Below are 23,384 nucleotides of genomic sequence, written 5' to 3'. Positions count from 1 at the left end.
CCCCCGGGTACCAATCAAATGGAATATCAGAAAATATTGCCTGCGAGGACGCACCGTTGGGCCACGCCCAACGTCTCTCCTCAGAGCGGCACTTCCGCACGCCGCCCCACGAACATCTGGAGCAGTAGTGAGAACCGACATCAGCGGCATCCGCCGGGTCTCGGCCGCGGCGGTCACCGCCGCCGCCCTCCTCGCGGCGGGCGCGCTCGCCGCCCCCGCGGCCCAGGCCACCCCGCAGGCCGCGCCCGCCACCGCGAAGAGCGCCGCGACCACCGCGGCCAAGACCGCCACGGCCGCCAAGACCGCCGCGAAGGCCGCGCCCAAGGCTCCGTCCATCGTCGCCAAGGGCGGCTACGTCATGAACAACGGCACCGGCGCCACCCTCTTCACCAAGGCCGCCGACACCCGCCGCTCCACCGGCTCGACCACCAAGATCATGACCGCCCGGGTGGTCCTGGCCAACAAGCACCTCAACCTGGACGCCAAGGTGACCGTGCAGAAGGCGTACAGCGACTACATCGTCTCCAAGGGCGCGTCGTCCGCGCACCTGATCGTCGGGGACAAGATCACCGTCCGGCAGCTGCTCTACGGTCTGATGCTGCCGTCCGGCTGCGACGCCGCCTACGCGCTCGCCGACAAGTTCGGCACCGGCTCCACCCGCGCCGCCCGGGTGAAGTCCTTCATCGGCACGATGAACTCCACCGCCAAGTCGCTCGGTCTGAAGAACACCCACTTCGACTCCTTCGACGGCATAGGCAACGGCAAGAACTACTCGACGCCGCGCGACCTGACGAAGCTCGCGAGCAACGCGATGAAGTACTCGACCTTCCGCACGGTCGTGAAGACCAAGTCGACCAAGCAGAAGGTCACCACCAAGTCCGGCGGCTACCGCTACATGTCCTGGACCAACACCAACACCCTGCTGGGCACCTACTCCGGCACCATCGGCGTCAAGACCGGCTCGGGCCCCGAGGCCGGCTACTGCCTCGTCTTCGCCGCCACCCGCGGCAAGAAGACCGTGATCGGCACGGTGCTCTCCTCCTCCTCGGTGTCCGCGCGCACCTCGGACGCGAAGAAGCTGATGGACTACGCCTTCAAGAAGTGACCTGACGGCACGTCACGTCGCCAGGTGCGCGAAGACGACGGTGTTCCCGTCGTAGCTGCGCGTGCGGGCGTTCCAGTCGCCGCACGTGATCAGGCGCAGCTCGGGGTCGGACGTGTTTCCGTACACGTCGAGGGTCGGGAAGGCCCTCTTCCGGTACGAGCGGACCGCGTCGACCGTGAAGACAGCCGTCTTGCGGTCGGCGCGGGTCACCGTGATCCGCTCGTGCGGGCGGAGCGCGCCGAGTTTGTAGAAGACCGCCGGGCCGGTGGCGTACGAGTCCACGTGGCCGAGGATGACGGACGGGCCGACCTGGCCGGGCGCCGGCGAGTTGTGGTACCAGCCGGCCTGGAGCGGCTTGCCCGGCACCTCCAGGGTGCCGTTCTTGTTCAGGCCCAGGTCGAGCAGGTCGGAGTGGACGCCGATCGCGGGGATGTCCAGTTCGGTCGGGCGGGACGCGGGCAGCGCGCCGCCGGCGGCCGGGGGGCCGGCCGCGGTGGTCGGCGCGGGCGGCCCCGAGGCGGTCACCTGCGGCATGCCGGGCATCCCCGGCATGGTGCCGGCGGCGGCCGGGCCCGCCTGCGGCGGCGGCTTCGCCCCGCCGCCGGCGCCGGCCAGGATCACCGTCACGCCGGTGGCGACGCAGGCCACCGCGAAGGCGACCAGCAAGGCCGCCGTACGGCGCGATTTCCGCGTACGCCCCGGGCCCGCGTCCGCGACTTCCTTGCGGGCGGGGCCGATCGGGTCGGCGGGGCCGATCGGGTCGTCCGGGCCGGCCGGGTCACCCGGCGCGCCGGGGCCCGCGGACGCCGGGCCGTCCGGACCTTCCGGACGGCCGGCGCGCGCGGGGTCCGCGGAGCCCGCCGCTCCCGCCGGGTCGTCGTTCATCGGCCCGCGGTGTTCCGGCGGCGCAGCGCGTAGCCGCCGACGCCGAGGCCGAGCAGGGCCGCGGCGCTGCCGCCGGCGACCATCCCCGTGTCGGTGCGGCCGTGCTGGGTGGCGCCGTCGCCGGTGTCCGCGCCACCGCCGGGCATCGTGGTCATCTGCGAGGTCGTGAACGCGCCGCACAGTGCCGGGTCGGTGGCCTCCGCGGGCAGCGACTTGTCCAGTTCGCTGGCGCCGAGCACGTCGTCGTACTTGCCGTTGCCGTTGTAGTCGATGCCGTGGACGACCAGAACCGCCTTGCCGGACTTCAGGTTGGCCGCGACGTCGTCGCTGACCTCCAGCGTGCGGCTGTAGTGGACGGTCGAGCCGGACGGGAAGCGGGTGACGGCCAGGGCGCTCTTGGCCGAACTGTCGCCGCTGGTGGTCAGCGACGTGCCGATCATGCCGTAGTCCTTCATCGCGTCGGCGACGTTGGTGGAGCTGTGTCCGTTGTGCTGCTTGGCCTCGCTCGGCTTCGGGCAGACCCCGCCGCCGTCCACGTGGAGGTGCATCGCGTGCGGGGAGGCGCCGCCGACCAGGCCGGACGCGGTCACGGTGATCTTCGCGGTGTTGCCGGAGAGCTGGACCATCGCGGTGCCGCTGCCGGTCACGTGGTTGGCGGTGACCGGGTCCAGCGTCGCCTGGTAGCTCACCCACGGGACGTCGGGCGAGGCGGGCGCCGCCCACGCCGCCGCCGGGAGTGCCAGCGGGACCGCGGCCACCGCTATCGCCGTCAATACGCGTGCGCTGGTGTGCTGCATGCTGTGTCCTTCGCTCGGGCGGGAACCAACGAGCCGGCTGGGGGCCGGCGCGCCAGGTGGAGGGGCTCTCCACCCAGCCATTCGGAGCGGGGCGCCCCGCGGGTTGGTCCGTATGTGCGACAAGCGGGCCCGGGGGCCCGGGCCGCTGGGGCGAGTTGACGGGCCACCGGCCGGTGGCCGGTCGCCCGCGCGATCCCCCTGCCGCCACGGGGAGGCGCCGCCGGGCAACCCGCGGGGCCCTCGACACCGAACAAACCCCATGGAAGTCGGTCCGGACGGCGCGGCCGGGGCATACACACACCGGCGGGCCGTTCGCGAGGAGACGAGGAGAGAGGAGGGACGCCGTGATCACCGAGCCGGAACTGACCGGCGGCTCCGAGGAGCCCGGACCCGACGTGATCGCCGACAACGCCGATGACACCCGCGGCATTCGCAGCACCCGCGGCCGCTCCCGGTTCCGCTTCCCGCCGCGGCGGCACTGGACCTGGGGACTCGGCGGCCTCGCGGTCGCGTCCGCGCTGTGGACGGCCGGCCTGCACCTGTATGACGACCACCGCCACGCGGGGCCCGACCTGCACGGCTACACGCTCGGCGCCAGCCCCTGCGCGGGCGACGGCCTCGCAGCGCTCACCGCCGCGCTCAAGGCCACCGACACCGAGGCGGTCACCCCGGCCGCCGCCCACCTGGGCCCCGCGCTCGACCAGATCCACTGCACCCTGTCGGTCGGGGCCCGCACCCCCGGCGCCGTCACCAGCAGGTACCAGGTGTTCGTCACCATCGACCTGCACAAGCGCACCGACCCGCGGGCCGAGTTCGAGGACCAGCGCGGCCTCGACACCGGCGACCTCACCCCGGCCGAGCACGACACCGCCGTCCCGGGCCTCGGCGACGAGGCGTATCTGCTGACCGTCAGCACGCAGACGGAGGAGCTGCGGGTGCTGCACGGCGGCGCCGTCTTCTCGCTCACCCTGACCGGCTTCAACGACCTCGCCCCCGACCCGGCCGTGGCGAACTCGCTGCGCGGCCGCCCGGCGAGCCCCGACGACCTGAACCGGTACCGCGGCGCGCTGGTCGCGGCGATGCGGGACGTGATGAAGGCCCAGCAGCGGCACTGAACGCCCGGCGGGCGCGCCGGCCGGACGATCACGTTCTGCCAGCTCACCCGGCCGTGGCACGGCTGGGTACGGCTGCGGCGCGGCGGCGGTACTGCGCACTTCGCCGCAGGTGTGCTACCGTTTAATTGTTGCGGTTGTGGTACCCATGAACTCTGTGTGCGCCTGACGGGATGTGACCCTCGGGCGCATTTTGTTTTCCGGCCTCCAGATGGGGTCATTGCAGCGACACCTGGCTCGTAAAGTGCGAGTTCGGGAACTGCACCATCAGAGGAAGTTAGACATGGCAACCGGTACCGTTAAGTGGTTCAACGCGGAAAAGGGCTTCGGCTTCATCGAGCAGGACGGCGGCGGCGCCGACGTCTTCGCCCACTACTCGAACATCGCCACCCAGGGCTTCCGTGAGCTCCAGGAAGGCCAGAAGGTCACCTTCGACGTCACGCAGGGCCAGAAGGGCCCGCAGGCGGAGAACATCGTCCCGGCCTGATCGGACGAGTAGTACTCGAGCCGGGTCCCGCTACTTTGGGCGCGGGGCCCGGCTTTTCCGTACCTGGGTGCGAATCCCGGACGGATGGACGTTTTCCGTTCCACCGCAGTTCACCTCCTCCGCTGTTCATCTCTCCGGCTCGTTCTGCGGGTCTCCGCCTGATGTCACCTTTTGCGGAGTCTTTTTCGGCACGCGCCGCCTTCGAGGAAGGCTTCACGCATGCCTGAAAGAAATCGCCAGTCCTATTCGGGCGGTCCGGCCCGCGCCCGGCGCAAGCCGCGCGGCCCCCAGCAGGGCGGCGGCCGCCCCGGCGCCTCCCGCGGCTCCGGCCGTTCCGGCGGACGCCCCGCCGACACCGGCTCCGAGGAGTCGGTCTACACCACGGTCACCCCGGCCCCGCCGGCCGCGACCACCTTCGCCGAGCTGGACATGCCCGCCGCGCTGACGGAGGAGCTGACCCGGCAGGGCGTCACCGTGCCGTTCCCGATCCAGGGCGCGACGCTGCCCAGCTCGCTGGCCGGCCGCGACGTCCTCGGCCGGGGCCGCACCGGCTCCGGCAAGACCCTCGCCTTCGGGCTGGCCATGCTGGCCCGCACCGCCGGGCAGCGCGCCGAGCCGCGCCAGCCGCTCGCGCTGGTGCTCGTGCCCACCCGCGAACTCGCCCAGCAGGTCACCGACGCCCTCACCCCGTACGCCAGGGCGCTGCGCCTGCGGCTGGCCACGGTCGTCGGCGGGCTGTCGATCAGCCGCCAGGCCGCGGCGCTGCGCGGCGGCGCGGAGATCGTCGTCGCCACCCCGGGCCGGCTGCGGGACCTGGTGGAGCGCGGCGACTGCCGGCTCGACCGGGTCGTCATCACCGTGCTCGACGAGGCCGACCAGATGGCCGACATGGGCTTCCTGCCCCAGGTCACCGCGGTGCTGAACCAGGTGGTTCCGGGCAGCCAGCGGATGCTGTTCTCCGCGACCCTCGACCGCAACGTGGACACCCTCGTCCGCCGGTTCCTGTCCGACCCGGTGGTGCACGCGGTGGACCCGTCGGCCGGTGCCGTCGCCACCATGGAGCACCACGTGCTCCACGTGACCAGCGAGGACAAGCGCGACGCCACCGTGCGGATCGCCGCCCGCGAGGGCCGGGTGCTGCTCTTCCTGGACAGCAAGCGCGCCGTGGACCGGCTCGCCAAGACCCTGCTGGCCAGCGGCGTACGGGCGGCCGCGCTGCACGGCGGGAAGTCCCAGCCGCAGCGCACCCGTACCCTCACCCAGTTCAAGAACGGCGAGGTGACCGCGCTGGTGGCCACCAACGTCGCCGCGCGCGGCATCCACATCGACGACCTCGACCTGGTGGTCAACGTCGATCCGCCGGCCGACCACAAGGACTACCTGCACCGCGGTGGCCGCACCGCCCGCGCGGGCGCGTCCGGCAGCGTCGTGACGCTGGTGCTGTCCGACCAGCGCCGCGACATGGAACGGCTGATGGCCAAGGCCCGGATCACCCCGCGTACCGCGAGGGTGCACTCCGGTGACGAGGAACTGGCCCGGATCACCGGTGCCCGGGTGCCCTCCGGGGTGCCGGTCACCATCGCGGCACCGGTGCCGGCGGCGCACGCCTCCGGCAGCTCCACCGGACGCGGCGGCAGCAGGCGCAGGCCACGGGCGGGCGGCGCCTCCGGCGCGGGTTCCGGCCGGGGCGGCGCGGGCCGCGGCGGCGGCAACGCCGCACGCACCGGCGGCGGCTCCGGCCGCGGGGCGGGCAGTTCCGCCGGCGGCTCGGCGGGGACCTCCGCCGGACGCTCGGGCGGCTCCCGCTCAGGGGGCACCCGCTCCGGCGGCGCCCGCACCGCGCAACCCCGCGGGCGCGCCGCGTGAGGCCCGCCGCGGCGGCCGCGCTCGCCACCGCCGCACCGCTCCCCGACCAGGCCGCCGACGACGGCGCGCCCTGCGAGGGAAGCGACTTCTCCGCGCTCTCCCGGCGGATCACCGACTCCGGCCTGATGAAGCGCCGCCCCGGCTACTACGTGGCCCGGATCGGCGGCGTCGCCGCGCTGTACATCGGCGCGTGGACGGCGTTCGCGATGCTCGGCCACACCTGGTGGCAGCTGGCGATCGGCGGCGTGCTGGGGGTGCTCTTCTCCCAGATCGCGCTGGTCGCCCACGACATAGCCCACCGCCAGGTGTTCCGGCTGCGCCGGCCCAGCGAGGCCGCCGGCCGCATCGCGGGCAACCTCTGCGTCGGCATGAGCTACGGCTGGTGGCAGGACAAGCACACCCGCCACCACGCCAACCCCAACCACGAGGAACTGGACCCGGACGTCAGCCCGGACATCCTGGTCTGGTCGCAGGGCCAGGCCCGCAACGCCCGCGGCGTGGCCCGCTGGATCGGCGGCCGCCAGGCGTACTGGTTCTTCCCGCTGCTCACCCTCGAAGGCATGAACCTGCACGTGGCCGGGGTGCGGGCGCTGTTCCGGCCCGCGTACAAGCAGCGCACCCTGGAGGCGGTGCTGCTCGGCGTGCACATCGCCGCGTACATCACGGCGCTGCTGCTGATCCTCACCCCGCTCCAGGCGCTGGCGTTCGTCGCCGTCCACCAGGCGGTGTTCGGCGTCTACATGGGCTGCACCTTCGCGCCCAACCACAAGGGCATGCCGACGCTGACCGGCAAGGACCGGCCCGACTTCCTGCGCCGCCAGGTGCTCACCTCGCGCAACGTGCGCGGCGGGCGTCTGACCGACATCGCGCTCGGCGGGCTGAACTACCAGATCGAGCACCACCTCTTCCCGAGCATGCCCACGCCGCACCTGCGGCGCGCCCAGCCGATAGTGAAGGCGTACTGCGCGGAACTGGGCATCGCCTACGCGGAGAGCGGGCTGGTCTCCTCCTACGCGCAGGCGCTGCGCCATCTGCACGACGTCGGCGCGCCGCTGCGGGCCGCGACCACCACCTGACCGGACCTGGTCCCGGTCCTGGACCCGGACCTGGTCCCCGGACCCGCCTCGGACGACGCCTTCCACGGCGCCGGCCGGGGCGGTCCGGGGCGGTCGAACAGCAGGTATGCCCCCTGCCGGAAACATGAGAGTGTGGAGTTTTCGGCCCTGTCCCCTCTCCCCTGTCGAGGCATGATGCGCGTCACCATCGCCCGCCACCACTTCTACTTCCACCCCTCCGAGGTGGAGCAGGTGATGAGCGGGGTCACTCCCGAGCCCGTCACCGGCAGCTCCGTCGACATCGGCGGGGTCCGCTACCCGCTGATGCAGGTCGGCGCGGCTCTCACCCGCCAGGACCGGCGCGACTTCAACGCGGGCGAAGTGGAGCGGGCGATGCAGGCGCTCGGGTTCCCGTTGCACAGCACCACGGCCGGCTAGTTCGGGAGCGCCGGTTCGGTACGGGGCGGCCGGCGCGCGGTCGCCCCGTTCCCGTACCGGTTTCCGTACCGGTTCTTGTTCCAGGTTCCTGTCTCCGGCGAGCGCGGGCGCTGCGTGGCTGGTCGCGCGGCGCCCCGCATCCCGGGACAATGCGAGGTCGTCCCAGACGCAGAGAGGTGGATGCCGTGGTGCAGCAGGTGCGGGGTGTGGTGGCGCGGAGCAAGGGCGGCCCGGTCGGCGTCGAGACGATCGTCGTACCGGACCCGGGGCCGGGTGAGGCCGTGGTCGCGGTGCAGGCGTGCGGGGTGTGCCACACCGACCTGCACTACCGGGAGGGCGGCATCGGGGACGACTTCCCGTATCTGCTCGGCCATGAGGCGGCCGGTGTGGTCGAGTCGGTCGGCGCCGGGGTGACCGAGGTCGAGCCCGGGGACTTCGTGGTGCTCAACTGGCGTGCGGTCTGCGGGAACTGCCGGGCGTGCCGGCGCGGCCGGCCCTGGTACTGCTTCGACACGCACAACGCCCGGCAGAAGATGACGCTGCTCGACGGCACCGAGCTGTCGCCCGCGCTGGGCATCGGCGCGTTCGCCGACAAGACGCTGGTGGCCGCCGGACAGTGCACGAAGGTCGATCCGGCGGCCTCCCCCGCCGCCGCGGGGCTGCTGGGCTGCGGGGTGATGGCCGGGCTCGGCGCGGCCCTCAACACCGGTGGCGTGGGCCGGGGCGACTCGGTCGCGGTGATCGGCTGCGGCGGGGTGGGCAACGCCGCGGTGGTCGGCGCCCGGCTGGCGGGCGCCGCGCGGATCATCGCGGTGGACGTCGACGACCGCAAGCTCGCCACCGCGCACCGCCTGGGCGCCACCCACACCGTCAACTCCCGCACCAGCGAGCCGGTCGAGGCGATCCGCGAGCTGACCGGAGGCTTCGGCGCCGACGTGGTGATCGAGGCGGTCGGCCGCCCCGAGACGTACCAGCAGGCCTTCTACGCACGGGACCTGGCCGGCACGGTGGTCCTGGTCGGCGTGCCCACCCCGGAGATGAAGCTCGAACTCCCCCTGCTCGACGTCTTCGGCCGCGGCGGCGCCCTGAAGTCCTCCTGGTACGGCGACTGCCTGCCCTCACGCGACTTCCCGATGCTGATCGACCTCTACCTCCAAGGCCGCCTCGACCTCGACGCGTTCGTCACCGAGACCATCGAACTCCCGGACGTCGAACAGGCCTTCACCCGCATGCGCGACGGCGACGTCCTCCGCTCGGTGGTCGTGCTCTGACGACCACGTCGATCCGGTCAGTGCGGGGTGCGCCGGGTTTGACGTCGGTGGTCCCGGGCCGCCGGCGGGTGGTGGTCGGCCCGGGGATCGGGTGGGGTGGGGGTCAGGCGGCCAGGGCGGGGTGGAGGACGACCTTGGTGTAGCCCTCCACCCGCTGGTCGAACTTCTCGTAGGCCATGGGGGCCTGTTCCAGGGGGAGTTCGTGGCTGACCACGAAGCTGGGGCGGGCCCGGCCCGCGGTGATCAGGTCGCGCAACTGGCGGTTGTACTGCTTGACGTTGCACTGCCCGGTGCCCATCCGCTGCCCCTTCTCGAACATCTTGCCGATCGAGACGAGCAGTTGGCCGTGGCGGGCGTGCTCGTCGGGGCCGCCGGGGTCGGACGGCACGTAGAGGCCGGGGATGCCGAGCCTGCCGGTCGGACGGACCGTCTCGACCAGGGAGTTGAGCACGCTCGCGGGCTCCTCGTGGCCGGTGTCGCGGCCGTCGTCGTGGCCCTGGGCCTGGTAGCCGACCGCGTCGATGCCCTTGTCGGTGCCCTCGCCGTCGGTGTGGTCACGGATCTGCCCGGCCGGGTCGCTCTGCGTGAAGTCGATCGGCACCGCGCCGATCGCGTCGGCCTTGGCCAGCCGCTCGGGCACCCGGTCGACCACGAAGACCTTGGCCGCGCCGCGCAGCAGCGCCGAGTAGGCGGCCATCAGCCCGACCGGGCCGGCACCGTAGACCGCGACGGACTCGCCGGGGGAGACCTCGGCCAGCTCGCAGCCGTGGTAGCCGGTCGGGAAGATGTCGGCGAGCAGCACGAAGTCGGTCTCGAACTGCTCGCCCGGCGGCAGCTTGAGGCAGTTGAAGTCGGCGAACGGCACCCGTAGGTGCTCGGCCTGCCCGCCGAGGTACGGCCCCATGGCCACGTAGCCGTACGCGCCGCCGGCGAACCCGGGGTTCACCGTGAGGCAGAAACCGGTGTTGCCGGCCAGGCAGTTCTTGCAGAAGCCGCAGGCCACGTTGAACGGCATGACCACGCGGTCCCCGACCGCCAGCGACGCGACGCCCGAGCCGATCTCCTCGACGATGCCCAGGTTCTCGTGGCCGAGGACGATGCCGGCCTCGGCCGCGGTGCGGCCCTCGTACATGTGCAGGTCCGATCCGCAGATCGCGGAGGACGTGACGCGGACGATCACGTCGTTGGGGTGCTGGATGCCGGGAGTGTCGACATCGGCGACCGCGACGGAGAAGGGTTTCTGGTAGACGACAGCCTTCATGTTCACCACCTCCGTGGTCCTTCCAGCGAACACCCGGGGGCAGGGCAACTCAAAACGGTGCCCCGGCGCGCGGAGGCCGGTACGGCGGCCGGCGGTGCGGCGGGGCGCGCACGTCGCGTCGTCGGGGCGGGAAACGCACGGACGGCGCGGGCGTCGAAGGGGTCCGGCGGCGCCGTCACGGTGCGAGACTGGCGGGAGGAGCGTCACAAGGGGGCCGCGGCCATGGGCGTCTACTCGGAGCGGGTGCTGCCGCGGCTGGTCGACGCCGCCTGCGGATCACGGCAGGCCGCGGTGCTGCGCCGCCGGGTCTGCGCGGAACTCACCGGCGCGGTGGTGGAGATCGGCTTCGGCTCGGGGCGCAACGTGCCCTTCTACCCGCCCGCCGTGACCCGGGTGGACGCCGTGGAGCCCTCCGACACCGGCTGGCGGCTGGCCGGCGGCCGGGTGCGGGCCTCGTCCGTACCGGTGCTGCGCTCGGGCCTGGACGGGCAGGCGCTGCCGTACGCCGACGCGATCTTCGACGCGGCCGTCTCCACCTGGACGCTGTGCACGATCCCGGACCCGTACACCGCCCTGCGGGAGGTACGGCGCGTGCTGCGGCCGGGGGGCACCCTGCGGTTCGTGGAGCACGGCCTCGCGCCCGACGCGGAGGTGCGGCGCTGGCAGCGGCGGCTCGAACCGTTCCAGCGCCGGCTGGCCGGCGGCTGCCGGCTCACCCGCCCGATCCCGGACCTGCTGACCGGCGCGGGCTTCACGCTGACCGAGCTGGACGTGTTCTACGAGGAGGGCGCGCCGCGCTTCGTCGGCGCGATGTCGCTGGGCAGCGCGGTGGTGGCGGAGCCCTCGCGGCAGGACTCGGCGCCGGAGCGGGCGTCGGAACGGGCGTCGGAACGGGCGTCGGGGCGGGAGCCCGCGTCGGAGCCGCAGGGGTCGGATGCCGCGAGGCACGCGTCGTCGTCGGTGAGGCAGGACCCGGGCCCGGCGCCGGGGGAGCCCGCGAGCTGATCCTGCGCGGCCTCGTCCGCGCTCAGGCCGCCGAGTGCCTCCACCCGGTCGGGGGCGGGCCGGCCGGCCGCGGCGATCCGCAGCAGTTCGTACAGCGTGTCGCGCTGCGCGGGGTCGAGGGCGCCCAGGACGTCGTCCTCGGCACCGGCCAGCGCGAACTCGGCCGCGGCCAGCCGCCGGATGCCGGGGTCGGTGAGGCTGACGATGTGGCGGCGCCGGTCCTCCGGTGAGCGGTGCCGCTCCACCAGGCCGTCGGCCTCCAGTTCGTTGAGCAGCCCGACGACGTTGGCCCGGTCCATCATCAGGGTCGAGGACAGCGCCTGCTGGGTGCTGCCGTGCAGGTCCCGCAGGACCGTGAGCGCCACCAGGTGGCGCGGCCGCAGCCCGAGCGGCGCCAGCACGGACTCCCCGCGCAGCCGCATCCGCCGCGCGAGCTGGTCGAGCAGCGCTCCGGACCGCCTCGGCGGCTGGTTCAGCACGGGCAGAGAGGCCATTCCCCGAGTCTACCCAGTCCGCCGGGAATGGTGACGTGCTATAAATCGTTGGCGCTACACAAACCATCCGTGGAAGGTCAACGACATGCCTCACCTCCTGCACATCGACGCGAGCATCCAGGGCGAGCGGTCCGTCAGCCGCAAGCTGACCGCGCGCGCCGCCGCCGTCTGGCGCGCGGCCCACCCGGGCGGGACCGTCACCTACCGGGACCTCGGCGCGCACCCGCTGCCCCACCTGGTCCCCGCCACCGTGCACTCCGGCGCCGTTCCCGCGGCCGACCGCACTCCCGAGCAGGCCGCCGCCTGGGCGCTGAGCGAGGAGATCGTCGGCGAGGTCAAGGCGGCCGACACCGTCCTGCTCGGCCTGCCGCTCTACAACTTCGGCGCCCCCAGCGGCGTCAAGACCTGGGTCGACCACCTCATCGCGCCGGGGCTCTCGGTGGACGGCGAGACGATGGCACCGCTGCTCGGCGGGCGCGAGATGGTGGTGCTCGCGGCCCGCGGCGGCGGCTACGGCGCCGGCACGCCCCGCGAGGGCTGGGACCACGCCGAGCCCTGGCTCCCGCACGGTCTGTCGCTGACCGGCCTGGAGCCGCGCTTCATCACCGCGGAGCTGACGCTTGCCGGGAGCAACCCGGCGATGGCCGAGCTGGTGCCGCTGGCCGAGGAGAGCCTGGCGGCGGCCGAGGCCGCGATCGACGACCTGTGGAAGTCGCCGGTAGCCGTCTGACCGACCCTCCCGGGTGCCGTGGAGCCAGTCCGAGCAGACCCCTCCCGGGTGCCGTGGAGCCAGTCCGAGCAGACCCCTCCCGGGTGCCGCGGAGCAGTCCGAGCAGACCCCTCCCGGGTGCCGCGCGCCCCTGGCACCCGGGACCACCTGCCGGTGGGGGCCCACGCCGGCGCTCCTCCCGTCCCGCCGTCCGCCACGACGTCGTCCGGGCGCCGTCATCCGCCGCGGGGTCGCCGAATCCGGTGCCCGGCACGTCCGTTCGCCCCCCGTAAACCCAGACGAACGGAAGCGCCGCGCCCGCTCAGCGTGCCGTGTACAAAGGACGTGAGGGAAGACTTTTCGATCCTGCCCGCAACGACGCGGCCGGGTCGGGCGGGGAGGCGGGCATCATGCACATCCACTTCACGCTGGACGACCTGGCCCGCACCCGGCTGGCACCCGCGCCGAGCCCGCTGGCCATGACCAGCCTCAGCGTCTACCGGCTCGGCCACGGACCGCCCTCGCCCGGCCTCGACCTGTGGCGCCGCACCGTACGGGCCGGGCTGCGGGCGTCGACCGACGGCGGGTACGACCCGTTCGCCGAGCTGGCGCCGACCGCGCCGTCCCACCCCGTGCCCCGCTTCCTGCGACCGTACGCCGGACTGCGCACGCTGGACGAGGAGTTGGAGCGGTTACGGGCGACGCCCCGGCAGTCGCTGCGGGCGGACATCGACTACATCGCGCGCCACCGCGACCTGCCGCCCCGGACGGTCCGCGACATCGCCGACGCCCGTCCGCACGAGACCGCACGCCTCGCCGCCGGCGTACGCGCCTACCACCGCGTGGCGGTCGCCCCGTACCGCGAAGGGCTGGCCGCCGCGCTCGCCGCCGACCGCGCCGTGCGCAGCCGCCAACTCCTGCACGGCGGCGTCGAGTCCGTGCTGCGCGGCCTCCACCCGCGGATGCGCTGGCGGCCGCCGGTGCTGGAACTCGACGGGCACGCCGACGGCGACGAGTACCGGCTCGGCGGACGCGGCCTCGTCCTGGCGCCGGGCGCGTTCAGCACCTACGTGCCCTGCGACCCCGCCGACGAGCAACCCGCCCTCTACTACGAGGTCTTCGGCGGCGCCCATCCCGCCCTCTTCACCCACCTCGCCCGGCCCGACAACCGCCGCACCGCGCTGGCCGCCCTCCTCGGGCACAGCCGCGCCGCCGTCCTCCAGGTCGCCGCCGACGGCGCCTCCACCAACCAACTCGCCGCACGCGCGGGCCTGTCGGCGGCCTCCGCCTCCAAACACGCGAGCGTCCTGCGCGATGCCGGCCTGCTCACCACCCATCGCACCGGCCGCGCCGTCCACCACACCCTCACCCCCTTGGTCGCCCAACTCCTGTCGGCACCCTGACCCGTGGGGCGGCGCCGCCCCAAGTCCCCCCGCCCGCACGGGGGAAGAGCCGAGGCCGAGCACCCGGGCCGAGCACGCGTGCCCCAGGCCGATCCGGGCCGCCCGCACCCCGGGCCGATCCGAACCGCCCGCGCCGACGGCTTCCGAGCCGCCCGCGCCGACGACTTCCGGGTGACCGGTACCCGGCGGATTCCGGGCAGCCGCGCGGCTCGACTCCGTAAACGTTGCCGTTCTCTTGACACCGCTCGGAGCCAGGGCCGATTCTCCTGGGTGTGCCTGAGAGCGCTCTCAGGCATTGCCGGGTTCTCTCCGACCGGCAACGCGCACGACCCCCCACAACCCCCCACAGGAGAAGGAGAGGGAGGACACGCATGTCCACCCCAGAAACGCGCGTACCACCACCGCGCCGTCGAGGCGGTGCACGGCACGGGATACGCGGCGGCCGCGCCGTGGTCGGGCTGATCGCCGCGGTCGCGGCGTTCACCGGCCTCGCCCTGGCCGGTTCGCCGTCCGCGATGGCCACCACGGGCGCCGACGCGCGCACGAGCACGGCCGCGAAGGCCGCGCCGGCGGTGAAGGCGGTGAAGGCGGCCGCCGCCAAGCCCGCCGCGGCACCCTCCGACGTGCCGGCCGCGCCGGCCGGGTTCAGCACCACCTGGAGCGACGACTTCAACGGCGCCGCCAACTCCGCGCTGGACACCGGCACCTGGCGCTACGACGACGGCGCCGGCGCGAACTTCGGCACCGGCGAGATCGAGACCACGACCAACAGCACCTCCAACGTCTACCACGACGGCAACGGCCACCTGGTGCTGAAGGCGCTGCACGACGGCACCGACCCCAACTCCGGCTGGACGTCCGGCCGGGTGGAGACGCAGGCGGACGGGTTCGGCGCGCGGCCGGGCGGCGTGGTGCGCGTCCAGGCGTCGATCCAGCAGCCGAACCTCAACACCACCAGCGGCGCGGGCTACTGGCCGGCGTTCTGGATGCTGGGCTCGCCGCTGCGGGTCGGTGTCGGCTGGCCGGGCTCCGGCGAGGTCGACATCATGGAGGACATCAACGCCCGCAGTTCGGTGTTCGGCACGCTGCACTGCGGGGTGAGCCCCGGCGGCCCGTGCAACGAGTCGACCGGCATCGGTTCCGGTGAGCGCGCCTGCGCGGGCTGCCAGACCGGGTACCACACCTACGCGGTGGAGATCGACCGCTCGACGTCGCCCGAGCAGATCCGCTACTACCTCGACGGCGCCGAGTACTTCACCATCAACTCCAGCCAGGTGGACGCCACCACCTGGGCCAACGCCGTCGACCACAGCTACTACGTGATCTTCGACCTGGCGATCGGCGGCGCCTTCCCGGGCGCCTTCGGCGGCGGCCCGACCGCCGCGACCGCGTCCGGCGGCCAGATGAACATCGACTACGTGGCCGTCTACAACAAGCCGGCCGCCGGCGACCTCGGCCCGAACATCGCGCAGGGCAAGCCGACCACGTCCTCCTCGAACGAGAGCGCGGACTTCCCGGCGTCCAACGCGACCGACGGCAACATCTCCACCCGCTGGTCGAGCGGCTTCTCCGACCCGCAGTGGGTCCAGGTCGACCTCGGCCAGTCCTACGCCCTCACGCACGCGAGCCTCACCTGGGAGGCGGCCGCGGCATCGGCCTACCAGCTACAGGTGTCCGCCGACGGCCAGAACTGGACCACCGTCTACACCAACAACAACAGCCCGCAGGACCTCCAGGACACCGCGCTGAACACCACGGCGCGCTACGTGCGGGTCTACGCGACCGCGAGAGCGAGCCAGTACGGCGACTCGCTCTACGAGTTGGCGCTGTACGGCACGCCGTCGGACGGCGGCAACCCGGGCGGCGGCACGGGCACGCTGCTGTCCCAGGGCAAGACGGCCACCGCCTCCTCCACGGAGAACGCGAGCTTCCCGGCGTCCGCCGCGGTCGACGGCAACACCGGCACTCGCTGGTCGAGCGGCTTCTCCGACCCGCAGTGGCTCCAGGTCGACCTCGGCGCCACGCACACGATCAGCCAGGTGAAGCTCGACTGGGAACCCGCGTACGCGACGGCGTTCCAGATCCAGACCTCGTCCGACGGCCAGAACTGGACGTCGGTCTACTCCACCACCAGCGGGACCGGCGGCGAGCAGACGCTGCCGGTGACCGGATCGGGCCGCTACGTGCGCCTGTACGGCACGCAGCGGGCCACGCAGTACGGGTACTCCCTCTGGGAGTTCCAGGTCTACGGCACCTGATCCGGACGCGCCCTGGTGCCAACTCCCCGCCGCACCAGGGCGCCCCTTCCACTGAGCCGTGCGGGCCGGGCTGTCAGGACCGGCCCGCACGGCTCCTCCGTCCGCAGCCGGAGGCACCGTTCCGGCCGCGCCCAGCCCCGGGCGCGGCCATGGGGGCGTAAAGGGGGTGCCAGGAAGGGCGCGCCGGGCGTCAGGGGGGCGTCAAGGAAGGGCGCGCGAGCCCGGCCGAAACCTAGCGTCTGGGGCATGGGACACGGTGAGCGCTCCGGCGCGGTACCCCGGGCGCGGATCGGCGGAGCGGACGGCCCCGCGGTCGCGGCCGATCGCGCCTGGGCCGGGCGGCGGTGGAGCGCGTACGGCGCGGCCGCGACGGTGCTGGCCGTGGCGCTGGTGATGGACGGGTGGGACGGCACGCTGGACATGCTGCGGCTCGCGGCGTGCGGGGCGCTCTCGACGGCGCTGTTCGCGATCCTGCTGCCGGCGCGCACCACGGCGGGCGACGGCTGGCTGGAAGTGCGCGGGCTGGTGCGCAGGCGGCGCGTGCACACCGACTACCTGGTGTCGGCGCGGTTCCTGGGGGAGATAGACCGCCGGGTGGTGCTGCGCGACGCGTTCGGCGGGCGGGTGTCGGTGGAGGTGCGGGTGCTGCTCGCCAACCCGTTCCTGTGGCACGAGCTCGACCGCGGCGCCCGGCGCGCCTACGCCGCCGGGCTGCTCCCCGACCGCAGCGCGCTGCGCGAACTGGCCGAGTCGATCGACACGGCCGGCGCCCGCGAGCTGCTGTCGGCCGCGGGCATGCCCTGACGGGCGGTCGTGGCGCCCGATCGGCTGACGCGGAAGCGCGGCAGGTGTGTCGGGGTGGGAGGCGGCCTCGATCGCGGCGGATGGTGGTGGGTGGTGGTGGCGCCCGCCGGACGCGCTCTCGTTCCGCGTGTGGACGTTCGCGCCGCTCCAGAAGCCCAGCAGCTCGGCAACTCAGCAACTCAGTCGCTCAGCAATCCAGCAGCTCCGAAGCTCCGTATCCCGGTAGCCGCCGTGGCCCTCGTGGCCCCTGCGGTTCCCCCACCGAATCCCCCCACTCCACGGAGACCGAATGCGCCTGTTCGCGCGCGGCCTGTCCGCCGCCCTCCTCCTCGCACCCCTGGCCGTCCTGCCGTCCGCCGCGTCCGCCGCGTCGGCGGCGCCCCTGCCGGGGCCGGCCAGGCCCACCCCCGCCCCGCTGATCGCCGCCACCGGCGACGCGGTGCCCGGCCAGTACATCGTGACCCTCGACAAGGGCGTGAACCTCACCGGCGAGGTCCGCACCCTGGGCATCAGGCCGCTGTTCAGCTACGACAAGGTGCTGCACGGCTTCGCGGCCGCGCTGACCGCCTCCCAGCTCGACACCGTGCGCGACACCCCGGGTGTCACGGCGGTCGAGCAGAACGGCCGGATCACCGGCTCCGACCTCACGATCAGCGGGCCGCACAGCCGGGCCACGGCCACCAGTTGGGGCCTGGACCGGATCGACCAGCACAACCTGCCGCTGGACGACGAGTTCAGCACCGTCGGGACCGGCGCCGGCGGCACCGCGTACATCATGGACACCGGGATCGACTTCGGGCACAGCGAGTTCGGCGGCCGGGCGGTGCCCGGGTTCGACGCGGTCGGCGACGGCCAGGACGGCCAGGACTGCCACGGCCACGGCACGCATGTCGCGGGCACCGTCGGCGGCGCCACGTTCGGCGTCGCGCCCAAGGCGACGCTGGTGAGCGTGCGCGTGCTGGACTGCAAGGGCAACGGCAGTGACGCCGAGGTGATCGCCGGGTTCGACTGGGTGGCGAAGAACGCCCAGCAGCCCGCGGTGCTCAACGCCTCGCTCGGCGGCGACTACTCCCCGGCGGTCAACTCGGCCGTGGACGCGCTGGCCGACAGCGGGGTGCTGCCGGTGGTCGCGGCCGGCAACGACACCAAAGACACCTGCGGGGCCTCCCCGGCGAGCGCCGGCCAGGCACTGGCGGTGGGCGCCACCGACCGCGGCGACGACGAGACCGGCTTCAGCAACTACGGCACCTGCGTGGCGCTCTTCGCGCCCGGCCAGGACATCATCTCGGCGAAGCTCGGCGGCGGCAGCGTCGCCAAGAGCGGCACGTCGATGGCCAGCCCGCACGTGGCCGGCGCCGCGCTGCTCTACAAGACCGAGCACCCGTCGGCGACCGCCGAGCAGGTCAAGGCCGCGCTGGTCGACAACAGCACCCAAGGCGTGCTGACGGTCGAGCACGACTCCCCGAACCGGCTGCTGTTCACCGGCGGCCTGTGAGCACCACCCGGTAGGACCCGGTGGAAGACCGGGTACGACGGCGGCGCGCCCGTACGGCCGGAAGGTCTGAAGATCCGAAGGTCTGAAGGTCCGAGAGCCCTTCCTGATCAGAGGGTCCGTACGGGCGCGCCCGCCCGCCACGCCTCGATGTCCTCGACGGCGTCGGTGTAGAAGATCCGGTACGTCGTGTCGGTCACGTAGCCCATGTGCGGGGAGAGCAGGGTGCGGGGCGCCGCACGCAGCCAGTGGCCGTCGGGCAGCGGCTCGGTGTCGTAGACGTCCAGGCCGACGCCGGCCGGGCGGTCCGTGGCGAGGGCCCGGCGCAGCGCGTCCTCGTCGATCAGCCCGAACCGCGAGGTGTTGACGAGGTAGGCGTCCGGGCGCATGGCGCCGAGTTCGGCGTCGCCGACGAGGCCGCGGGTGCCGTCGGCGAGCACCATGTGCACGGTGACGACCTTCGCGGTGGCGAACAGCTCGTCCTTCGCGACCAGCCGGGCGCCGCTCTCGGCCGCGCGCTCCGCGGTGAGGTTCGGGCTCCAGGCGACCACGTCCATCCCGAAGGCGGCTCCCACCGCGGCCACTTGGGCGCCCAGCCGGCCGAGGCCGACGACGCCCAGCACGTCGCCCGCCAGGTCCGGTGCGATCCGCTGCTGCCAGCCGCCGGCCCGGATCGCGGCGTCGTCGGCGGCGACCTGGCGGACCAGGCCGAGGATCATCGCCCAGGTCAGCTCGGCGGTGCCGGTCGGATGGGTGCGGGTGCCGCTGACCAGCACGCCGAACTCGGCGGCAGCGGCCACGTCGACGGCCGCGTTGCGCATGCCGGTGGTGACCAGCAGCCGCAGCCGGGGCAGCCGCCGCAGCACCTCGCGCGGGAAGGCGGTGCGCTCGCGCATCGCCACCACCACGTCGAACGGCTCCAGGGCGGCGACCAGTTCGTCACGGTCGGCGAGGTGCCCGGGGAAGAAGACCGTCTCGGCCCCGGGCAGCCGCCCGGACCAGTCGGCCAGCGACTCGGCGACCTGCTGGTAGTCGTCCAGTACGGCGACACGCATCGGCACGGCGGCTCCTCCTGGGTGGGTCTCCTGGGGTCTCCTGGCTGCGGCGATCCTACGACCGCGCTCCCTGGGGCCTACCCCGCGCTGTCCTCCGCGTCGCCGCCTTCGAGGTCGCCCTCGGTGTCCAGGTAGACCTGGCGCAGTTCGGCGAGCACCGCGGGGTCGGGCTCGGCCCACATGCCGCGGGACTCGGCCTCCAGCAGGCGTTCGGCGATGCCGTGCAGGGCCCAGGGGTTGGCGTCCTGGAGGAAGGCGCGGTTGGCGGGGTCGAGGACGTACGCCTCGGTGATCTTGTCGTACATCCAGTCGGCGACGACGCCGGTGGTCGCGTCGTAGCCGAACAGGTAGTCGACGGTGGCGGCGAGTTCGAAGGCGCCCTTGTAGCCGTGCCGGCGCATCGCCTCGATCCAGCGCGGGTTGACCACGCGGGCGCGGAAGACCCGGGAGGTCTCCTCGACCAGGGTGCGGGTGCGGACGGTCTCGGGGCGGGTGGAGTCGCCGATGTACGCCTCGGGGGCGGTGCCGCGCAGCGCCCGGACCGCGGCGACCATGCCGCCGTGGTACTGGAAGTAGTCGTCGGAGTCGGCGATGTCGTGCTCGCGGGTGTCGGTGTTCTTCGCGGCGACGGCGATCCGGCGGTAGGCGGTCTCCATCTCGCCGCGGGCCGCCCGGCCGTCCAGGCCCCGGCCGTAGGCGTACCCGCCCCACACGGTGTAGACCTCGGCGAGGTCGGCGTCGGTGCGCCAGTCGCGGGAGTCGATGAGCTGGAGCAGCCCGGCGCCGTACGTGCCCGGCCGGGAGCCGAAGATGCGGGTGGTGGCGCGCCGCTCGTCGCCGTGTTCGGCGAGGTCGGCGCGGGTGTGGGCGCGGACGTGGTTGCGGTCGTCGGGCTCGTCGAGGGAGGCGGCCAGCCGGACCGCGTCGTCCAGCAGGGCGACGGTGTGCGGGAAGGCGTCCCGGAAGAAGCCCGAGATGCGCAGGGTGACGTCGATCCGGGGGCGGCCGAGCTCGTCCAGCGGCACGGGCTCCAGGCCGGTGACGCGGCGGGAGGCGTCGTCCCACACCGGGCGGATGCCGAGCAGGGCGAGCGCCTCGGCGATGTCGTCGCCCGCGGTGCGCATCGCGGAGGTGCCCCACAGGGACAGCCCGACGGAGGCGGGCCAGTCGCCGTTGTCGGTGCGGTAGCGGGTCAGCAGGGAGTCGGCGAGGGCCTGTCCGGTCTCCCAGGCGAGCCGGGAGGGCACCGCCTTGGGGTCCACGGAGTAGAAGTTGCGGCCGGTGGGCAGCACGTTGACCAGGCCGCGCAGCGGCGAGCCGGACGGCCCGGCGGGCACGAAGCCGCCGGCCAGGGCGTGCACGGTGCGGTCGAGTTCGTCGGTGGTCGCGGCGAGCCGGGGCGCCACCTCGCGGGCGGCGAACTCCATGACGGCGGCGGCCTGCTCGCCGTACCCGGCGGTGGCCGCGGGCACGGCGTCCGGGTCCCAGCCGGCGTCCTCCATCGCCTGGACCAGGGCGCGGGCGCGCTCCTCGACGGCGTCGGCGGCGGTGCGGGTGGCGGCGGACTCGTCGAGGCCGAGGGCCTCGCGCAGCCCGGGCAGGGCCGCGGTACCGCCCCAGATCTGCCGGGCCCGCAGGATCGCCAGCACCAGGTTGACCCGGTCGGTGCCGGCCGGGGCCTGGCCGAGGACGTGCAGGCCGTCGCGGATCTGGGCGTCCTTGATCTCGCACAGCCAGCCGTCGACGTGCAGCAGGAAGTCGTCGAAGCCCTCGTCGTCGGGGCGGTCGGCCAGGCCGAGGTCGTGGTCGAGGCGGGCGGCCTGGATCAGGGTCCAGATCTGGGCGCGGATGGCGGGCAGCTTCGCCGGGTCCATCGCGGCGATCTGGGCGTGCTCGTCCATCAGTTGTTCGAGGCGGGCGATGTCGCCGTAGGAGTCGGCGCGGGCCATCGGCGGCACGAGGTGGTCGATGAGGGTGGCGTGCGCGCGGCGCTTGGCCTGGGTGCCCTCGCCCGGGTCGTTGACCAGGAACGGGTAGATCAGCGGCAGGTCGCCGAGCACCGCGTCCGGGCCGCAGGCGGCCGAGAGCCCGGCGTTCTTGCCGGGCAGCCACTCCAGGTTGCCGTGCTTGCCGAGGTGGATCATCGCGTCGGCGCCGAACCCGCCGTCCGCGGCCGGGGCGGCGATCCAGTGGTACGCCGCCAGGTAGTGGTGCGAGGGCGGCAGGTCGGGGTCGTGGTAGATCGCGATCGGGTTCTCGCCGAAGCCGCGCGGCGGCTGGATGAGGATCAGCAGGTTCCCGTGCCGGAGCGCGGCGAGCACGATGTCGCCCTCGGGGTTGCGGCTGCGGTCCACGAAGAGCTCGCCGGGCGGCGGGCCCCAGTGCCGCTCCACCGCGGCGCGCAGCTCCTGCGGCAAGGTGGCGTACCAGCGGCGGTAGTCGGCGGCGGGGACCCGTACCGGGTTGCGGGCCAGCTGCTCCTCGGTGAGCCAGTCCTGGTCGTGGCCGCCGGCGTCGATGAGCGCGCGGATGAGGGCGTCGCCGGAGTGGGGGGCGGGGTCGGGCGTACGTTCCAGGTCGTCGCCAGGGTGCGGGTCGCCGGGGGTGCGGTCGGGGGCGTTCGCCGGTGCCGGCCCGGTGTCCAGGCCGGTGTCCAGACCGGTGTCCAGGCCCGGGACCGGGTCGGGGCCGAAGTCGTAGCCCTCCTCGCGCAGCCGGCGCAGCAGGACCATCGCGCTGGCGGGGGTGTCGAGGCCGACCGCGTTGCCGATGCGGGAGTGCTTGGTCGGGTAGGCGGAGAGCACCAGGGCGAGGCGCTTGTCGGCGGCGGGTATGTGGCGCAGCCGGGCGTGCCGTACGGCGATACCGGCCACCCGGGCGGCGCGTTCGGGGTCGGCGACGTACGCGGGCAGGCCGTCGGCGTCGACCTCCTTGAACGAGAACGGGACGGTGATCAGCCGCCCGTCGAACTCCGGCACCGCGATCTGGGTGGCCGCGTCCAGCGGCGAGACGCCCTCGTCGCTCGCCAGCCAGGCGGCGCGCGAGCCGGTCAGGCAGAGCGCCTGGAGCACCGGCACGTCCAGGCCGGTGAGCGCGCCCGCGTCCCACGCGTCGTCGTCGCCGCCCGCGGACGCCTCGGCGGGACGGGTGCCGCCGGCCGCGAGCACGGTGGTGACGATCACGTCGGCGGCGGCCAGTTCGGCGACGAGTTCGGGCTCGGGGGTGCGCAGGGAGGCGACGAAGTACGGCAGCGCGCGGCCGCCGCCCGCCTCGATCGCGTCGCACAGGGCCGCGACGAAGGCGGTGTTCCCGCTCATGTGGTGGGCGCGGTAGTAGAGCACGGCGACGGCGGGGGCCTGGGCGGGCGTCTCGGCGGCCGTGCGCTCCAGCGGGCCCCAGGAGGGCGCGGGCGCGGGCGGGTCGAAGCCGTGGCCGGTGAGCAGCACCGTGTCGGACAGGAAGCGGGCGAGCTGCTCCAGGTTGGCGGGGCCGCCGTGCGCGAGGTACGCGTGCGCCTCGGCGGCGAGGCCGACCGGCACGGTGGAGGCCGCCATCAGCTGGGCGTCCGGGGCCTGTTCACCGCTCAGGACGACCACGGGGAGGCCGGTGGCCAGCAGCGCGTCCAGCCCCTCCTGCCACGCCCGCAGGCCGCCGAGCAGGCGTACGACGACCAGGCCGGCGCCCTCCAGCAGCCCCGGCAGGTCGTCCAGGGCGAGGCGGGTCGGGTTCGCGAAGCGATACGGCACCGGCCCGCCCGCCGCCCGCGCGCTCAGCAGATCGGTGTCGGAAGTGCTCAGCAGCAGAACGCTTTCGCGGTGCCCCTGACCCCGCGGAGTGGTCGGTCCCGCCGGTTCCGGGACCGCCTGCCCGGTGGCCGGTTGCTCGCG

General features: G+C 73.8%; 18 protein-coding genes and 1 pseudogene. 13 read left to right on the top strand and 6 right to left on the bottom strand.

The features are described 5' to 3' along the window. The first annotated feature begins 127 nt into the window (after positions 1–127). The gene (locus ACIPAE_RS10320) at positions 128–1,105 is read left to right on the top strand and encodes a D-alanyl-D-alanine carboxypeptidase (RefSeq protein ID WP_328466264.1); all 978 of its coding nucleotides are present in this window, start codon (positions 128–130) and stop codon (positions 1,103–1,105) included. A 12-nt stretch (positions 1,106–1,117) separates the two neighbouring features. On the opposite strand, the gene ACIPAE_RS10315 is transcribed toward ACIPAE_RS10320, so the two are convergent. Together ACIPAE_RS10315 and ACIPAE_RS10310 are read right to left on the bottom strand one after the other, a co-directional pair. Continuing rightward, the gene (locus ACIPAE_RS10315) at positions 1,118–1,990 is read right to left on the bottom strand and encodes a class F sortase (RefSeq protein WP_402444211.1); all 873 of its coding nucleotides are present in this window, start codon (positions 1,988–1,990) and stop codon (positions 1,118–1,120) included. Beyond that, complete coding sequence (locus ACIPAE_RS10310; protein ID WP_402444209.1) at positions 1,987–2,787, bottom strand: hypothetical protein; 801 nt, start codon at positions 2,785–2,787, stop codon at positions 1,987–1,989. Before ACIPAE_RS10310 ends, ACIPAE_RS10315 begins: the two co-directional genes overlap by 4 nt. Before the next feature lie 344 nt (positions 2,788–3,131). On the opposite strand from ACIPAE_RS10310, the gene ACIPAE_RS10305 reads away from it, so the two are divergent. From ACIPAE_RS10305 to ACIPAE_RS10280, 6 genes are all read left to right on the top strand, one after another. After that, a complete protein-coding gene (locus ACIPAE_RS10305) occupies positions 3,132–3,902 on the top strand; it encodes a hypothetical protein (protein WP_402444207.1) in 771 nt (256 codons plus the stop codon). Between the two features lie 280 nt (positions 3,903–4,182). After that, on the top strand, positions 4,183–4,386 hold the full coding sequence (locus ACIPAE_RS10300; protein WP_010986199.1) for a cold-shock protein: 204 nt from the start codon (positions 4,183–4,185) through the stop codon (positions 4,384–4,386). A 219-nt stretch (positions 4,387–4,605) separates the two neighbouring features. Then, positions 4,606–6,252, top strand: a complete 1,647-nt coding sequence (locus tag ACIPAE_RS10295; RefSeq protein WP_402444205.1) for a DEAD/DEAH box helicase — start codon at positions 4,606–4,608, stop codon at positions 6,250–6,252. Next, positions 6,249–7,328: a fatty acid desaturase family protein gene (locus ACIPAE_RS10290; RefSeq protein WP_402444203.1), complete on the top strand. Its 1,080-nt coding sequence runs from the start codon at positions 6,249–6,251 to the stop codon at positions 7,326–7,328. The genes ACIPAE_RS10295 and ACIPAE_RS10290 overlap by 4 nt, the downstream gene beginning before the upstream one ends. A 171-nt stretch (positions 7,329–7,499) precedes the next feature. Continuing rightward, positions 7,500–7,745 (top strand): SCO5918 family protein, encoded by a 246-nt coding sequence (locus tag ACIPAE_RS10285; protein WP_328466276.1) that lies wholly within the window; start codon positions 7,500–7,502, stop codon positions 7,743–7,745. Between the two features lie 185 nt (positions 7,746–7,930). Beyond that, complete coding sequence (locus ACIPAE_RS10280; RefSeq protein ID WP_328466278.1) at positions 7,931–9,016, top strand: S-(hydroxymethyl)mycothiol dehydrogenase; 1,086 nt, start codon at positions 7,931–7,933, stop codon at positions 9,014–9,016. A gap of 103 nt (positions 9,017–9,119) precedes the next feature. Here ACIPAE_RS10280 and ACIPAE_RS10275 read toward each other — a convergent pair whose 3' ends face one another. Continuing rightward, positions 9,120–10,277 carry a glutathione-independent formaldehyde dehydrogenase gene (locus ACIPAE_RS10275; protein ID WP_402444200.1) on the bottom strand — a complete coding sequence of 386 codons (1,158 nt, stop codon included), beginning with the start codon at positions 10,275–10,277 and terminating at the stop codon, positions 9,120–9,122. A 222-nt stretch (positions 10,278–10,499) separates the two neighbouring features. Here ACIPAE_RS10275 and ACIPAE_RS10270 point away from each other — a divergent pair. Beyond that, positions 10,500–11,030, top strand: a pseudogene (locus ACIPAE_RS10270) (class I SAM-dependent methyltransferase); the annotation flags it as partial. Positions 11,031–11,053: 23 nt separating this feature from the next. On the opposite strand, the gene ACIPAE_RS10265 reads toward ACIPAE_RS10270, so the two are convergent. Further along, on the bottom strand, positions 11,054–11,776 hold the full coding sequence (locus tag ACIPAE_RS10265; RefSeq protein WP_402444198.1) for a MarR family winged helix-turn-helix transcriptional regulator: 723 nt from the start codon (positions 11,774–11,776) through the stop codon (positions 11,054–11,056). An 85-nt stretch (positions 11,777–11,861) separates the two neighbouring features. On the opposite strand from ACIPAE_RS10265, the gene ACIPAE_RS10260 reads away from it, so the two are divergent. From ACIPAE_RS10260 to ACIPAE_RS10240, 5 genes are all read left to right on the top strand, one after another. Continuing rightward, positions 11,862–12,506 carry an NAD(P)H-dependent oxidoreductase gene (locus ACIPAE_RS10260; protein WP_329367309.1) on the top strand — a complete coding sequence of 215 codons (645 nt, stop codon included), beginning with the start codon at positions 11,862–11,864 and terminating at the stop codon, positions 12,504–12,506. A gap of 389 nt (positions 12,507–12,895) precedes the next feature. Further along, positions 12,896–13,888, top strand: a complete 993-nt coding sequence (locus tag ACIPAE_RS10255) for an ArsR family transcriptional regulator (protein WP_402444196.1) — start codon at positions 12,896–12,898, stop codon at positions 13,886–13,888. 371 nt (positions 13,889–14,259) lie between these two features. After that, entirely contained in the window at positions 14,260–16,146 is a 1,887-nt protein-coding gene (locus ACIPAE_RS10250; RefSeq protein ID WP_402444194.1) for a discoidin domain-containing protein, read from the top strand. Between the two features lie 246 nt (positions 16,147–16,392). Further along, entirely contained in the window at positions 16,393–16,950 is a 558-nt protein-coding gene (locus ACIPAE_RS10245) for a hypothetical protein (protein ID WP_402444193.1), read from the top strand. A 289-nt stretch (positions 16,951–17,239) separates the two neighbouring features. After that, entirely contained in the window at positions 17,240–18,445 is a 1,206-nt protein-coding gene (locus ACIPAE_RS10240) for a S8 family peptidase (RefSeq protein WP_402444191.1), read from the top strand. A gap of 107 nt (positions 18,446–18,552) precedes the next feature. Here ACIPAE_RS10240 and ACIPAE_RS10235 read toward each other — a convergent pair whose 3' ends face one another. Next, complete coding sequence (locus ACIPAE_RS10235; protein WP_328474267.1) at positions 18,553–19,497, bottom strand: D-2-hydroxyacid dehydrogenase family protein; 945 nt, start codon at positions 19,495–19,497, stop codon at positions 18,553–18,555. 77 nt (positions 19,498–19,574) lie between these two features. Continuing rightward, positions 19,575–23,300 (bottom strand): cobaltochelatase subunit CobN, encoded by a 3,726-nt coding sequence (gene cobN, locus ACIPAE_RS10230; protein ID WP_402444497.1) that lies wholly within the window; start codon positions 23,298–23,300, stop codon positions 19,575–19,577. Between the last annotated feature and the right edge of the window lie 84 nt (positions 23,301–23,384).

The sequence above is a fragment of the Streptomyces sp. NPDC087270 genome, from assembly GCF_044744625.1.
Taxonomy (GTDB): Bacteria; Actinomycetota; Actinomycetes; order Streptomycetales; family Streptomycetaceae; genus Actinacidiphila.
Note: the sequence above shows the minus strand (reverse complement) of the source record. Positions and strands in the feature narration are given on the sequence as shown.